Raw genomic sequence first — 14,471 nt, forward strand, 5'->3', positions numbered from 1 at the left:
AAGGACACAGGACCCATGATCTGGTACGGACTGCTGGTGGCCGCCGTCGCCGGCGAGCGTGTGGCCGAGCTCGTCATCGCCCGCCGCAACCAACGGTGGAGCACGGCCCGCGGCGCGATCGTGGCCGGACAAGGTCACTATCCCGCGATGGTCGCCCTTCATACCGGCCTGCTGGTCGCCTGTCCTGCCGAGTCCTGGCTGCTGGACCGGCCCTTCGTCCCTGCCCTGGCCTGGCCGATGCTGGCCGTGCTGGTGTGCGCCCAGGCACTGCGGTGGTGGTGCATCCACGCACTGGGACCCCGTTGGAACACCCGGGTGATGGTCGTACCCGGCCTGCCGCTGGTGACCAGCGGTCCCTATCGGTGGCGGTGGCTGCGACACCCGAACTATGCGGCCGTCGTCGCGGAGGGCCTGGCCCTGCCGCTGGTGCACACCGCCTGGGTCACCGCCGCCCTTTTCACCTCGCTCGACGCGGCCCTGCTCACCGTGCGTATCCGCTGCGAGAACCGGGCGCTCGCCGCCACGACCGGGCCGGCGCCGGCGTGATCGACGTCCTGGTGGCCGGCGGCGGACCCGCCGGGCTGGCCGCCGCCATCCATGCCGCGCTCGCCGGCCTGGAGGCGGTCGTCATCGAACCCCGGACCGCGCCTGTGGACAAGGCCTGCGGGGAAGGGGTCATGCCCGGTGGTGTCGCCGCGCTGCGGACGCTGGGCGTCGAGGTCACCGGCCGCGAACTGCGCGGCATCCGTTACCTGGAGGGCACCACGTGCGCCGAGGCGGCCTTCCGCGGGCGAAGCGGTCTGGGAATCCGGCGTACGGCGCTGCACTCCGCACTGCAGCAGCGGGCGCTCGGCCTCGGTGTGCGCGTGCTGCCGGGCAAGGTCGCCGAGGTACACCAGAGCGCAGACACGGTGACCGCCGCCGGAACCACGGCTCGTTGGCTGATCGCCGCCGACGGCCTGCACTCCCCGGTGCGCCGCGGCCTGGGACTGGAACTGCCGGCCCGCCCCCACGGCCGCTACGGACTGCGCCGGCACTATCGCGTCGAGCCGTGGACGAACTTCGTGGAGGTCCATTGGGCCAGGCACGGCGAGGCCTATGTGACACCGGTCGACGACGACCTGGTGGGCGTGGCGGTTCTCAGCCGCACCCGTCGCGGCTACGACGGGCACCTGGCGGCCTTCCCGGCCCTCACCGCCTCGCTGCGCGGCCCGGCCGCGACGGAGGTTCGCGGCGCCGGACCGTTGCGGCAACGGGTGCGGCGCAGAACCGCCGGTCGTGTACTGCTCGTCGGCGACGCCGCGGGCTACCTCGACGCCCTGACCGGCGAGGGAATCGCCCTCGCGCTGGCGACTGCCGGGGCCGCCGTCCGCTGCCTGGTCGCCGGGCGACCGCTCGACTACGAGCGTGCCTGGGCCCGGCTGACACGGCGCCACCGGATGCTGACCGGTGCCCTGCTGGCCGCGAGCCGCCGTCCCGGCACCGGCCGCCTGATCGTCCCCGCAGCGTCCTGGATGCCTCCGGTGTTCTCAGCCGCGGTCCACGCACTGCAGTAGCGGCCCGGCCGAGTACCAACGAGTACCGCATCTTCGGTGCGCAGGAGAAACGACCGACGGCCCCGGCCCCGGCACGAACCCCGACACGCCCTCGGCCGGGTGACGGCGTCCGGCATCGTCACTCCGGCGGTCCGAGCTCGGCCGACACCCGCTCAGTGGGGCGTCGCGGACTCGACGAGCAGGAAAGCCCCCGTCAGCCGCGGCGCCGACGCCGGACACCGGCACCCACGCGCCGAACGGCATGACAAGCTGTGCTTACCATCTGCCCGAACCCAGGAGGTCACCATGACTGCAGAGTCTCCACGTCAGGAAGGTTCGGAGCCGGCTGACACCGAAAGCCCCGAGCCGGATGCCGAAGGGCACGGCCAGGACGAACTGAAGGACAAGTTCCGCGAGGCCCTGGCGCGTAAGCGCGGCATGCAGGCCAAGGCCGCGGCTCTCGCAGCGAACACCAACGCGTCGAAGGTCCGCGGCGCGCACGGCCCGGCCGCGAGCCAGCGCTCGTTCCGGCGAAAGAGCGGGGGCTGACCTCACACCTGTCCGGGACCCTGCCGGGTGACGGAGGCAACCGTCTCCTTCGGTACCTCTCCGCGTCAGCGGGGAGGTACACCCTGGCAGCCGCGGTCCCGGTCGGCTACCCGGCCGCCCGTGCCCGATGGACCGGCTCTTCCCGATCCCGCGCGGTACCCCGGCCGTCGCCTCGTGATGGTCGTGGCTTTCAGTCGGCCCGAGAGGGCAGCTGCGCGGCGGCGGTGTGGAACGCACGCCGTACGGCGGTGATTCCGTCACCGTCCCGGGTCGGGTGCACACGGTTGGTCAGGAGCACGGCATAGCGCCGCGTCGCGGGGTCGACCCAGAGGCTGGTACCGGTGAATCCCGTGTGGCCGTACGAGTCCGGGCCGAATGCGGTGCCGACGGGCGACCCGATCGGATCCTGGCCCTGCCACGCGAGCGCGCGCCGCAGCGCCAGGCCGTTCGTATGGGCGGCGGTCATCAGGGCGTACGTCTCAGGGCGCAGCAGTCCCCGGCCGCCGGCGGCGAGTGCGGCGCCGAGCAGTTCCATGTCCTGGAGCGGTGCGAAAAGGCCCGCGTGACCGCCGACGCCACCGAGCACGACCGCGTTCTCGTCGTGGACCTCCCCGACGACAAGGCGGCCACGCCAAGGGCAGTCCTCCGTGGCCACTGCCCGCGCGCGACGCGCGGCGTCGGGGCGAAAGACCGTGTGCTTCATGCCGAGCGGCGCGGTCACCAGGTGTTCCACCAGCACATCCAGTGGTTGTCCGGTCACGGCCTCCGCGATCGAGCCGAGGATGATGAAGCCCTGCGAGGAGTACTGGACGCGGGTGCCCGGCTCCGCCGTCAAGGGCAGCAGGCGTACGGCCTCGAGCAGCGAGGCGCGAGTGGGATGGTCGCGGTAGAGCGGTACCTGCCCGGGGATGCCCGAGGTGTGGGTCAGTAGTTCACGTACCGTCAGATCCGCTTTGTCGCCGTCGCGATATCCCGGCAGATGCGCGCCCACGGTGTCGTCGAGCGTCAGGGTGCCGCGCTCGACGAGCGCCATGACCGCGAGGCCGACGATCGGTTTTGTCACCGAGGCGAGATCCCACAGCTCACCGCCGTCCAGCGCCTGCCCGCCCCAGCTGCGGGTGCCGGTCCAGCCCCGGTCCAGCGGCCCCTCCGCGCCACCGACGGACCAGGCCGCACCCGAGTAGACATGCCGCTCGCGTCCGGTGGCGAGCAGTTCGGCCAGTGCGCTCATTCCCGCTCTCCCCGCGAGGTCGTGTCCACCACGCCCAGAATCGGTGTGCGCGCACCGAGACCGGAGGAGACCGTGCGGGCGGCGGCACGCACCATCGGCCCGAACACCTCCACGCTGTCCGGGGCCATGGTGAAGGTCAGGCCCGAGATGCCGATCGCGCCCACGACCCGGCCGTCCCCGTTGAGGACGGGTGCCGCCACCGACCGCACGTCCGGCTCGTCGTACTCGTCCTCGACGGCGTAGCCGTTCAAGGCCGCGTCCACGAGGAGTTCATGAAGCGCGGCGGGATCGGTGAGTGTGTGCGGGGTCCGGGCTTCGAGCGGTGCTGAGCGCAGAACGGCATCGGCTTCATGGTCGGAGAGCACGGAGAGCATGGCGAGCCCCACGCCGCAGGCGTACAGCGGCGTACGGCGGCCGGGCCGGGCGCTCATCCGGTACTCACGTGCCGGCTCCGACTGCTCCAGGTACACCGCCTCGGACGCGTGCCGTACGGCATACAGCGCCACATGTCCGGTGCGCCGGCGCAGGTCGGCGAGGACGGGCCGGGCGAGTTCGAGGGCGCGGCCGTCATTGAGGGCGGCTGCGGCAAGACCCAGCAGCCGGGGACCCGAGCGGTAACTGCCCCCTTCCGCGGGTTCGGCGAAACCGTGGTCCGCCATCGTCCGCAGCAGCCGGTGGACCGTCGGTTTGGTGAGCCCGGTGCGCCGTGCGATCTCGCCCAGCCGGTGGGGACCACCGGGCTCGACGAGTGCTTCGAGCACCTCCATCGCCTTGTCGACAGGACCCTTCACCGGTTCGGGTTCGACCGATCGACTGTTGACCGCCTTCGCCATGTCGCTTAGTTTAGCGCAACCGCATTCCATCTGACGGAACGGATGTGTTGTTCAATGGAACGAATACGTCAGAGGCGCATCGTGGACCGCGGCCATCTGCCCCGACGCGACGTCCTGCGGGCGGGTGGTCTGCTGATCGGGGCTCTCGGTGCAGCGACGTCTCTGAGCGGCTGCGGCACCCCCGCGGCAGCCCGCGCCGGGAACGTCCTGCGGGTCTCCCAGCCGGGGGACCCCAAGACGCTGGACCCGCAGAAGCAGGGCGACATGGTGTCGATGAACGTCCTCATCAACATGTTCGACACGCTCACCACCCGCGGCCGGGACAACCAGCTGCACCCGAGGCTCGCCCTGTCCTGGTCGGCCACGGACGCGCACACCTGGCGGTTCAGGATCCGGCCCGGGGTGACCTTCCACAACGGTGAGCCGTGCGAGGCGCAGGCCGTCGCGTTCAGCATCAAGAGACTGCTCGACCCCGCGACGAAGTCGCCGATCGTCGAACTCCGCTACGTCAAGGACGTCAGCGTCATCGACCGGCTCACCGTGGACCTCCACACCACGGTTCACGACCCGATCCTGCCCGCCAAGCTGTCGCTGTTCGGTGGAGTGGTCGTGCCGCCCCGCTATCTGTCCGAGGTGGGCGACGCCGGATTCGCCGAACATCCCATCGGCACCGGTCCCTTCACCTTCGTCAGCTGGCAGCGGGACCACGAGCTGCGCATGCGGGCCCATGCCGACCACTGGGAGGGCCGCCCGAGCATCGACGGCCTGGTCTTCACGCCGGCACCCAACGCCTCGTCCTCACTGGCCGCGCTCCAGAGCGGCGGCGTCGATCTCGTCGCCGGACTCACCCCGGACGCCGCTCAGCAGCTCGACGGCTACTCCGGTGTCACCCTGGACGGCTTCACGGGGATCCGCACCTCCTATCTCTCCTTGAACACCCTGGAAAAGGGCCCGCTCCAGGACCGCCGTGTGCGCCAGGCACTCAACCACGCCGTCGACGTCCCCCTGCTGATCAAGGCGGTGCTCGACGGCAAGGCCACCGAGACGCCCGCCCTCGTCCCGCGCGGCGCCTTCGGCTTCGACCCCTCGGTCAAGCCGTTCACCCGCTCCGTGAGCACCGCGCGCGCGTTGCTCGCCGACGCCGGTTACCCGCACGGCTTCTCCACGACGCTCACCGCGTCCAACGTCGACTCCAACGTCGCGGAGGCCCTTTCGGGACTGCTCGCCCGGGCGGGCGTGCACGCGCGGGTCGACCTCCTCGACCCCGGGACGTACGCCGCGCGGCTCACCTCCGACAACCGGGGAGCACTGGGTCCCATCTATCTGGCGGCCAGCACCGTCTGGACGCTGGACGGCGAGAGCATCGTCCAGTCGAACGTGCGCCACGACCGACGGCAGAGCCGCTGGCACTCGAAGGAGGCGGACCGCCTCATCGATGTCGAAGAGCTCTCCCAGGATCCCGCGGAACGCAAAAAGGCCTTCTCCGACCTGCAACGCCTGATGCGCGAGGAAGCGCCCTTCGTCTTCCTCTACCAGATGGACAACATCTTCGCTCGCAACGACCGGCCCCGCTGGAAGCCGGGATCCGCCGGCGTCCTCGCCATGGAGAGCGCGGAGGTCTCCCGATGAGCGACATCACCCTCGAGCAGCCGCCCACCCCGACGGCCGGCCGACGGCATGACCACCACGCGACACGACTGCTGTGGTTCCTCCTGAAGCGCCTCGGCACCGCCGTGTTCGTCCTGCTGTGCACGGCGACCGTGGCCTTCTTCCTGGTGCGGCTCTCCGGCGATCCCGTCAAGCTCCTGCTGCCGCCGGACGCCACAGCCGCACAGGAGAGTGCGCTCCGCTCCTCCCTCGGCCTCGACCGCCCGCTGTTCACGCAGTACGTCGACTTCATCGGGGGGCTGCCCCGCCTCGACTTCGGCAATTCCCTGGTCTACAACCAGCCCGTCAGCCGGATCCTGGCCGACCGGCTGCCCGCCACGATCGAACTCGCCGCCGCCGCACTGGTCGTGACCCTCGTCATCGCGATCCCTGCGGGCATCTTCGCCGCGATGCGGCGTGGGCGAGGCTCCGACCACGCCGTGATGACCGGGGTCCTGCTCGGCCAGTCCACACCGCCGTTCTGGGTCGGCATCCTGCTCGTCCTGGTCTTCGCCGTCGGACTGCACGCGCTGCCCGCCTCCGGGTACGGGACCTTCGCCCATCTGGTCCTCCCGGCCGTCACACTCGCCGTCTACTCCGTCGCCGTCGTCGCGCGTCTGCTGCGCTCCTCGTTGATCGACGTCCTGTCCTCCGACCACATCCGCAGCGCCCGCGCCAAGGGCTTCGGCCCGCTGAAGGTGGTGCTCACCCACGGACTGCGCAACGCCTCCCTGCCGGTGGTGACCGTCGTCGGCCTCGAAGTGGGCAGCCTGCTCGGCGGCGCGATCCTCACCGAGCGCGTCTTCTCCTGGCCGGGAGTCGGACAGCTGACCATCGAGGCGATCTCCAATCGCGACTTCCCCCTCGTCCAGGCCACCGTTCTGTTCTTCGCCGCCACCTTCGTCGTGGTGAACCTGCTCGTCGACCTCTCCTACAGCTTCCTCGACCCGAGGGTGAGGACGTCACGATGACCGTCACAGCACCGGCTGCGGCCGACCACGTCCCCGCGGGGACACCCACCGTCGGCTCCGGGTCCGTCGTACTGCGGGCACTGCTGCGCAACAAGCTCGCCGTACTGGCGCTCGCCGTACTCGTACTCCTGCTGGCGGCCGCCCTGTTCGCCCCCCTCATCGCACCCTACGACCCGAACGCACAGGATCTGCTGCTGCGGCTGCGGCCACCCGCCTGGCAGGACGGCGGCAGCGGGGCCCACCCGCTCGGCACCGACCAGCTCGGCCGCGACATGCTCTCCCGCGTCATCTACGGCGCCCGTGTCTCGCTGCTCGTCGGTGCCGGCGCCGCCCTGCTCGCCGGCGCCATCGGCACCGTCGTGGGGCTGGTCTCCGGCTACTTCGGCGGCTGGGCCGACCGGGTCCTCATGCGGCTCGCCGACATCCAACTCGCCTTCCCCGCACTGCTCCTGGCCCTGGCCATCGTCGGTTTCCTCGGCTCCGGCCTGTGGTACGTGATCCTCGTCCTCGGCTTCACCGGCTGGGTCTCCTACGCCCGCGTGGTGCGATCCGAGGTGATGTCGTTGCGCTCGCGCGACTTCATCACCGAGGCCCGGGCGATCGGCGTCACCGACGCCACCATCATGCGCCGCCACCTGCTGCCCAATGTGATGGCCCCGCTCGCCACCATCGCGACCCTGCACGTCGCCGCGGCCGTCGTCACCGAGGCGTCGCTGAGCTACCTGGGCCTCGGCGTGCCCAAGGAGACGGTCACCTGGGGCTCCATGCTCGCCGACGGCCAGCTCTACCTGGGTACCTCCTGGTGGGTCGCCGTCTTCCCCGGCATCGCGCTGATGCTCACCTCCCTCGCCATCAACATCACCGGCGACGCCCTGCGGGACGTCGCGGACCCGAAGGCCTACCGCCGATGACCATGGACCGACAGACACGCGACCAGTCCCACCGCCCGGTGGACGCCGAGCCGCTGCTGCAGATCAAGCACCTCAGTGTGGACTTCAGGCTCGCGACCTCCGTCGTGCACGCCGTCCAGGACGTCTCCCTCACCGTCCACGCCGGCGAAACGCTCGCCGTGGTGGGCGAGTCGGGCAGCGGCAAGAGCGCCACCGCACTCTCCGTGCTGGGCCTGAACCCGACACCTCCCTGCGTCTACACGGGCGGCGAGATCCTCTTCGACGGACACGATCTGCTCAAGCTGTCCGAGAAGGAGCTCGGCAGGATCAGAGGGCGCGACATCGCCATGGTCTTCCAGGACCCGATGACGAGTCTCGACCCCCTCCAGCACGTCGGCGCCCAGGTGGCGGAGGTCCTCAGGCACCACACCGGCATGTCCCGCGCCGAGGCCAGGGAGGCCGCGCTGGACGCGCTGGACGAGGTCGGCATCCCCGATCCGGCCCAGCGCTACCGCCAGTACCCGCATGAACTCTCCGGCGGCCTGCGCCAGCGCGTGATGATCGCGACGGCGCTGGTGGGCCGGCCGCGTGTACTGATCGCCGACGAGCCGACCACCGCCCTGGACGTCACCGTGCAGCGCCAGATCCTCGATCTCCTCGTCACCCTCCAGCACAAGCACGACATGGCAGTCGTGCTGATCACCCACGACCTCGCGGTGGTGGCGGAGACCGCCGACCGCGTCGCGGTCATGAACAAGGGCGAGGTCGTCGAGAGCGGCGACGTCCTGGATGTGTTCGACCGCCCGGCCGACGACTACACCCGCAGGCTGCTGGCCGTCACCCCGCGATTGGAGGCGGCATGAGCCCCGAGACCCGAACACCGGCGGCTGCCGACCGGCCGCTGCTCGAACTCGATGGACTGCGCAAGGAGTTCGGCGGCAGGAACGTGAACGTGGCCGTCGACGACGTGTCACTCGAGGTCCGGGAGGGCGAAACCCTGGCCCTGGTCGGCGAGTCCGGCTGCGGAAAGACCACCCTGACCCGGCTGCTGCTCAGGCTCCTCGAACCCACGGCGGGAAGCGTGCGCTTCGACGGGCGGGACCTCGCCACCGTCTCGGCGACCGAACTGCGCGCCGTACGCCGCCAGATGCAGGTCGTACTCCAGGATCCGTACTCCAGCATGAACCCGCGCATGCGTATCACCGACATCGTCGCCGAGCCGCTGATCACCCATGACCCGGCGGTACGCGGGCGGCGCGGCAGGGCCCGTGCGAGGGAGCGGGTCGGAGAGCTGCTGGAGGCCGTCGGGCTGAACGCTGGCATCCAGGACCGCTACCCGCACGAGTTCTCGGGAGGTCAGCGCCAGCGCGTCTCGATCGCGCGCGCACTCGCGCTCCAGCCCCGCCTCCTGGTGCTCGACGAGCCCACCAGCGCGCTGGACGTGTCCGTGCAGGCCACCGTCCTGGAGCTGTTGGCAGAACTCCAAACGCGGCTGGGTCTGACCTATGTCTTCGTCTCGCACAACCTCGCCGTCGTACGGCAGGTGGCCGACCGGGTCGCGGTGATGCGCCGTGGCCGCCTGGTCGAGGTGGGCGAGGCGGAGCAGGTGTTCCACACCCCTCAGCACCCCTACACGCGGCAACTGCTGGACGCGGTGCCGGTCCTTGACCCGCGCAGAGGCCGCCGCGCCGCGGAACGGGCGCCCCGCACCAGCGGAGAGAGCCGATGACCACCCACCCACTACAGGTAGGAGAGCACGAGCCCCGCGCCACCGAGCAGCGCCACGTCGTCCACGGCGGCCTCGCTCACCAGCACACGCGGCTGTTCGGCGCCCGCGAAGGCGACGGCGTCACGCAGCCGCTGCTCGACCACCGTACGAAAGCCCTCACCGCCCTCGCGTGCCTCACCGTGCAGGATGAAGAGGCCGGGCGCGAAGAGTTGCTGTACGTTCACCAGGCCCAGGGCGAGGTTCTGCGCGTACTCCTCCACGATCCGTCCCGCCGGCTCGTCCCCGCGGCTCACCAGCGACGCGAGCGACGCCCCGGCCCCGAGACCCGCCGTGCGTGCCCGGGCCCGCAGCCAACCCGTGGTCGCGACGGTCTTCCAGCAACCGCGGTTTCCGCAGGTGCACCGCTCACCGCTGGCCGACACGGTCATATGGGCGCCGCTGCGGCCGCCGGGTGGCGCCAGCACCTCGCCGTCGTAGAGGACCCCCACCCCGAGGACCTCACCCGTCGAGACGGAGGCGAAGGTGCGCCGCCCGCACCCCGCGCCGAACCATCGGTCCCCGAGCACCTGGAGCCGTGCCCGGTGCTCCACCCGCACGCTCGCGCCGGTCAGCTCGCCCAGCCGCTCCGTCACCGGGTATCCGTGCAGACCGGGTACGTCGTTCACCTCCAGGATCAGGCCCGTGAGCGGGTCCACGAGCCCGGCGGCCGCCACCCCGATCCCGGTCAGCTCGTGTGCGGCGAAGATCACGGCGGTTTCGGTCAGTGCCATGTCGATGTCGGCCGGCGTCGCGGAGGCGGCGTCGTACGAGGTCTCGATGCGTTCCAGGATCCGACCCGCCATGGACAGCACGGCCGCCCTGACCCGACCGGGTACCAGCTCGACGGCACCCAGCCGCTGCAAGGCGGCGGGGGCGGTCGGTTGCGCCACGGCCTCGGGGACCAGTCGCAACGGAGAACGTTTGTGGACCATGCGCCGACTCTGCCACGGTCCCGTTTCACAGAGGTAGCACCGTGAGCCAATCGAAACTGAGCGAACTGACCTGGCGCGAGGTACGCCGGTCCGGTGAGGACGGCATCGCCCTGCTGCCCATCGGGTCGCAGGAACAGCACGCCGCGCACCTTCCCATGGGTACCGACACGCTGCTGGTCGAGGAGGTCGTCGACCGGGCCCTGGACCTGCTCGCCCAGGAGGCACACCGTCCGGACGTGGTGCTGCTGCCCGCCCTGCCCTTCGGGCACAGCCCCCACCATCTGTTCGCCGCGGCCGTCTCCCTCTCCGCCGCCACCTTGAGCGCCGTCCTGGACGACATTCTGGACTCGCTCGTGACCAGCGGACACCGCCGCGTACTGATCGTGAACGGGCACGGCGGCAACGACGAGATCATGCGCCTGGCGGTGAAACGGTTCGCCCTCCGCTCCGAGGCCACCGTCGCCGCCTGCTCCTACTGGACGCTCACCTCGGCCGGGCACGAGGTGGGCCGGCCCGATGTCACCCCGGGGCACGCCGGATGGTTCGAGACATCACTGATGCTGGCGGCCCGCCCGGACCTGGTGCGCACACCCGTGGCCGCACGCACGCCCGTGGAACCGCCACCCCTGTTCGACAATCCGCCCTACCCGGGCCTCACCGTGGAACGCCGCGGGGAGTGGGCCCGGGTCGGCGGCTCGACGGACGACCCCTCCACCGCCGACGCCGCGTCGGGCGGTCAACTGCTGGACGACCGGGCACGAGGGCTGGCCCGGGCGATTGCAGCCTTCGACGCGGCGACGCAGTGAACCCGGCGACAACCGCACCCCGGGACGCCACCGCGTCACGAGCCGGCCGTCCCCATGATGCAAGGAGAGAAATGAAGGTCACCGACGTCGATGTGTGGGTCGTGAACCTCCCACTGGTCAACCCCTTCACCAGTTCGTTCGAGACCAAGACAGGAGAAACCCGTACCGTCGTGCGCATCCGCACCGACGAGGGCGTCGAGGGCTGGGGCGAGACGATGTGGGGCAGGCCGGTGGCAGCGATCGTCCGGTCGATGGCCGCGGACCTGATCGGCACCAGTCCGTTCGCGCTGGAAGGCTTCCACCGCAAGCAGCACATGGTGCCCTTCTTCTACGGCTACCTCGGCTACGCCGCGATCGCGGCGATCGACGTCGCCTGCTGGGATGCGATGGGCAAGGCCACCCAGCAGTCGGTCACCGATCTGTTGGGGGGTGCCGTTCGCGACGAGGTACCGATCACCGCGCTCGTCACCCGGGCCGACGCGCCCGGTTCGACGGCGTCGGCGCTGCCCGCGGCACTGGCAGAGCACGCCCGGCGCGTCGTCACCGAGGGCGGCTTCGAGGCCGTCAAGCTCAAGGGTACGAAGGACGCGGCCGGGGACGTCGCCATCCTGCGTGCGCTGCGCGAAGCGCTGCCCGACGTGAATCTGCGGGTCGATCCGAACGCCGCCTGGTCCGTCCCCGATTCGATACGCGCCGGGATCGCCCTGGAGGAGCTGGATCTCGAGTACCTGGAGGACCCGTGCGTCGGCATCGAGGGCATGAGCCAGGTGAAGGCGAAGGTACGCATCCCGCTGTGCACCAACATGTGTGTCGTCCGCTTCGAGGACTTCGCACCGGCCATGCGGCTGAACGCGGTGGACGTGATCCACGGTGACGTCTACAAGTGGGGCGGCATCGCGGCCACGAAGGCACTCGCCGCGCACTGCGAGACCTTCGGCCTCGGTATGAACCTGCACAGCGGTGGCGAACTCGGCATAGCGACGGCAGCGCATCTCGCCGTCGTCTCCAGCACCCCGGTGCTCTCACGTGCGATCGACAGCATGTACTACCTGCACGCGGACGACATCATCGAACCGCTGCACCTCGAGAACGGGCGACTGCATGTGCCGACGGGACCCGGTCTGGGTGTGAGCGTGGACGAGGACAAACTCCGTCACTATGCCGCGGTCAACGAGCGGGAAGGCGACCTGACGGGATGAGTGGAGCCACGGAGCAGGAGACCGGACCTGGGGGACATGCGGGAAGGGAGGCCGTACGCACGGACAACGCCCCCCGCCCGGCAGGGGCCTACTCCCAGGGCGTGGTGGCGGGCGGGTTCCTGTACACGGCCGGGTTCGGCCCACAGGACCCGCGGACCGGCGAGATTCCGGAAGGCGTCGCGGAACAGACCGCGCAGGTGCTGCGCAACATCTCCTCCGTACTCGCCGAGCGCGGTCTGACACTGCGGGACGTGGTCAAGGTGACGGCGCACTTGGAGCATCTGAAGCGGGACTTCGCCGAGTTCGACCGGGCCTACGGCGCGTTCTTCACCGAGCCCTGCCCGGTGCGGACCACGGTCGGCTCCGACCTGATGAACATCCTTGTCGAGATCGACGTAGTGGCCGTGGTCCATGAGCGGGCCGCAACCGACTGACTCATCTGCTCGCGGAGGTGCCGGGCAGTGCGACGCGCCACGTTGTCCTGCCCGGCACCGGGGCGTCGCCGGCCGATGCCGCGATGCTCACCATGACCGGGGGGTGGGAGTCCAGCCGCGTGCGTGGGCCGCTGGTCACACATCGTGGGGTACTGCCATCGGGCCGTGCGGGATGACATGCCCGTGAGAATCACGCGTCACGCGGCGCGGAGGCCCGGCCGACGCGCAACCGAGTGCCCGGCCCGGTCCCCGATGCGCCGCGCACCGTGCCCACCGAATCCTGCCTTCATTCGTCATTCGGGCCAGGGAGCAGCGCCAGCAAAGGGGATGTCAGCCCTCCGACCACAGCCCATTCGCTCTCTGGCCTGCAACACTCTGCGGCCTGCCGGTCGCCGGGGTCAGGAGTTGGTGCAACAGCTACTGCGCCTCTGCAACGCGTGAGATGCCGTCATAGAACCCAAACCGCTCCAACGGGAACCGCGATGTGCTACGTCCATGGACGCGCAGATGCGCATCCGACGGTTCCGGCAACACAGGCCAGACAGGAATACGCACAATCCGAATCGAGGTGTCGGGGAATCGGAGCGAACCGGTCGCTGCCACGCCTCTTACCAAGGCCCTCGTGCTGTGGTGGCCCTCACACGCCGCTTCCCGCCGGATCGTCGGCCATCGCTGACGTCCCGCTACACGCAGTGGACTTCCATGGTCGGGCCTTGGTCGGGCCCGACCAAGCGGACTGAGCCCGCTCCACAAGCAACTGCGCAGTGAGGGGTCGTTCGCTGGAAGACGGCTGCGCAATGTGTCGGGGGCCTGCACAAGGTGCTCTGCGCATCCGATTGCGCTGGCAGGCAAGCGAACATCTGCCTGCACTGCGCGGCCCGGACGTCGTGCGCAATCAGGTTCCGCGCCCGGCGCCGGGCGCGCGCGGAGTGGGCACTGTCCACTGCTGCCGCTGTGCGCGCATACTTGCGCACACCGCCCGCCCGCCGCCGTGGTCGGACTCATGAGCCCAAGCACTCGTGCCCCCGCCTGCCTGGTACCGCGCAGTCGGCTGCGCAGCACCGCGCCGGCGGCACGCATCAGGGACGCCTAACGGTCCAGGGCCTTGCGCAGCCAGCTGGTGGGAGCGCTTGCACAGCCAGATGCGTGAATCAGAAGACGTAATGCGCAGTGTGGATGCGCCGGGGTGGGCGCAGTCGACCGCCGCAGTCGGCATTCCGGGCCGACCGCGCGACCATGGACAAGCCGCCTCGCCCAGCGCTGTCTGCGCCGGAATCCGGGCTGTCCTACGGCCCGTTGTGTTCCTGGGCGTCAGCGCACCTGTCGTAACCTGACACTTGATCAATGGCTGGATGCTTCGGCACTCGGCGCGATGCTTCAGCAGCACTGCCCGAAGGCGGTTGATCGGGCAGGCACAGTCGCTGACCACGGGATTCCGCCACACCTAGTACGTCGCGGAGACATTCCGCCGTACGCCGGAGCATGAACATGGCCTCATCGATGGTCAGAGTCACCCCCAGCATGGGGCGCACCAAGCCGAGCACCGTTGCTGCCACCTCCAGCTGTTGCGCTTCGATGGTCTCCGCGAACCGTGAGAGCGGACCGTCAGGGTTGTTGGAAGGGATGTACGCGGGCTTACCTTCCGGGCCGTTGAACGGAAGGCGGCGTAAACGGCT

14 protein-coding genes are annotated in these 14,471 nt (G+C 70.3%); 11 read left to right on the top strand and 3 right to left on the bottom strand.

Annotated features, from left to right (window positions below; all coding sequences use genetic code 11):
• The first annotated feature begins 15 nt into the window (after nt 1-15).
• The 3 genes from ADL25_RS23475 to ADL25_RS23485 all read left to right on the top strand — a co-directional run bounded on the left by ADL25_RS23475 (nt 16) and on the right by ADL25_RS23485 (nt 2,084).
• Nucleotides 16-546: an isoprenylcysteine carboxyl methyltransferase family protein gene (locus ADL25_RS23475; protein WP_059129779.1), complete on the top strand. Its 531-nt coding sequence runs from the start codon at nt 16-18 to the stop codon at nt 544-546.
• The gene (locus ADL25_RS23480) at nt 543-1,556 is read left to right on the top strand and encodes an NAD(P)/FAD-dependent oxidoreductase (RefSeq protein ID WP_059129780.1); all 1,014 of its coding nucleotides are present in this window, start codon (nt 543-545) and stop codon (nt 1,554-1,556) included. The genes ADL25_RS23475 and ADL25_RS23480 overlap by 4 nt, the downstream gene beginning before the upstream one ends.
• A gap of 285 nt (nt 1,557-1,841) precedes the next feature.
• On the top strand, nt 1,842-2,084 hold the full coding sequence (locus ADL25_RS23485; RefSeq protein ID WP_059129781.1) for a DUF5302 domain-containing protein: 243 nt from the start codon (nt 1,842-1,844) through the stop codon (nt 2,082-2,084).
• 190 nt (nt 2,085-2,274) lie between these two features.
• On the opposite strand, the gene ADL25_RS23490 is transcribed toward ADL25_RS23485, so the two are convergent.
• Together ADL25_RS23490 and ADL25_RS23495 are read right to left on the bottom strand one after the other, a co-directional pair.
• Complete coding sequence (locus ADL25_RS23490; protein WP_059129782.1) at nt 2,275-3,315, bottom strand: serine hydrolase domain-containing protein; 1,041 nt, start codon at nt 3,313-3,315, stop codon at nt 2,275-2,277.
• Entirely contained in the window at nt 3,312-4,148 is an 837-nt protein-coding gene (locus ADL25_RS23495) for an IclR family transcriptional regulator (RefSeq protein ID WP_059129783.1), read from the bottom strand. The genes ADL25_RS23490 and ADL25_RS23495 overlap by 4 nt, the downstream gene beginning before the upstream one ends.
• Nucleotides 4,149-4,202: 54 nt before the next feature.
• Here ADL25_RS23495 and ADL25_RS23500 point away from each other — a divergent pair, with 54 nt between their 5' ends.
• The 5 genes from ADL25_RS23500 to ADL25_RS23520 are packed head-to-tail and all read left to right on the top strand — an operon-like array spanning nt 4,203 to nt 9,385.
• The gene (locus ADL25_RS23500) at nt 4,203-5,777 is read left to right on the top strand and encodes an ABC transporter substrate-binding protein (protein WP_059129784.1); all 1,575 of its coding nucleotides are present in this window, start codon (nt 4,203-4,205) and stop codon (nt 5,775-5,777) included.
• Nucleotides 5,774-6,766, top strand: coding sequence for an ABC transporter permease (locus ADL25_RS23505; protein ID WP_059129785.1), 993 nt, complete (start codon nt 5,774-5,776; stop codon nt 6,764-6,766). Before ADL25_RS23500 ends, ADL25_RS23505 begins: the two co-directional genes overlap by 4 nt.
• The gene (locus ADL25_RS23510) at nt 6,763-7,677 is read left to right on the top strand and encodes an ABC transporter permease (RefSeq protein WP_059129786.1); all 915 of its coding nucleotides are present in this window, start codon (nt 6,763-6,765) and stop codon (nt 7,675-7,677) included. The genes ADL25_RS23505 and ADL25_RS23510 overlap by 4 nt, the downstream gene beginning before the upstream one ends.
• Complete coding sequence (locus ADL25_RS23515; RefSeq protein WP_079050540.1) at nt 7,674-8,519, top strand: ATP-binding cassette domain-containing protein; 846 nt, start codon at nt 7,674-7,676, stop codon at nt 8,517-8,519. The genes ADL25_RS23510 and ADL25_RS23515 overlap by 4 nt, the downstream gene beginning before the upstream one ends.
• The gene (locus tag ADL25_RS23520) at nt 8,516-9,385 is read left to right on the top strand and encodes an ATP-binding cassette domain-containing protein (protein WP_059129788.1); all 870 of its coding nucleotides are present in this window, start codon (nt 8,516-8,518) and stop codon (nt 9,383-9,385) included. The genes ADL25_RS23515 and ADL25_RS23520 overlap by 4 nt, the downstream gene beginning before the upstream one ends.
• 11 nt (nt 9,386-9,396) lie before the next feature.
• Here the strand turns inward: ADL25_RS23520 and ADL25_RS23525 are convergent, their stop codons facing one another.
• Nucleotides 9,397-10,356: an ROK family protein gene (locus tag ADL25_RS23525; RefSeq protein ID WP_107116683.1), complete on the bottom strand. Its 960-nt coding sequence runs from the start codon at nt 10,354-10,356 to the stop codon at nt 9,397-9,399.
• A gap of 41 nt (nt 10,357-10,397) precedes the next feature.
• On the opposite strand from ADL25_RS23525, the gene ADL25_RS23530 reads away from it, so the two are divergent.
• The 3 genes from ADL25_RS23530 (at nt 10,398) to ADL25_RS23540 (ending at nt 12,795) form a co-directional block, all read left to right on the top strand.
• Complete coding sequence (locus tag ADL25_RS23530; RefSeq protein ID WP_059129790.1) at nt 10,398-11,162, top strand: creatininase family protein; 765 nt, start codon at nt 10,398-10,400, stop codon at nt 11,160-11,162.
• 71 nt (nt 11,163-11,233) lie between these two features.
• Complete coding sequence (locus ADL25_RS23535) at nt 11,234-12,361, top strand: mandelate racemase/muconate lactonizing enzyme family protein (protein ID WP_059129791.1); 1,128 nt, start codon at nt 11,234-11,236, stop codon at nt 12,359-12,361.
• Nucleotides 12,358-12,795: a RidA family protein gene (locus ADL25_RS23540; RefSeq protein WP_059129792.1), complete on the top strand. Its 438-nt coding sequence runs from the start codon at nt 12,358-12,360 to the stop codon at nt 12,793-12,795. Before ADL25_RS23535 ends, ADL25_RS23540 begins: the two co-directional genes overlap by 4 nt.
• Nucleotides 12,796-14,471 lie beyond the last annotated feature (1,676 nt).

The sequence above is a fragment of the Streptomyces sp. NRRL F-5122 genome (assembly GCF_001507435.1).
Classification (GTDB): domain Bacteria; phylum Actinomycetota; class Actinomycetes; order Streptomycetales; family Streptomycetaceae; genus Streptomyces; species Streptomyces lannensis.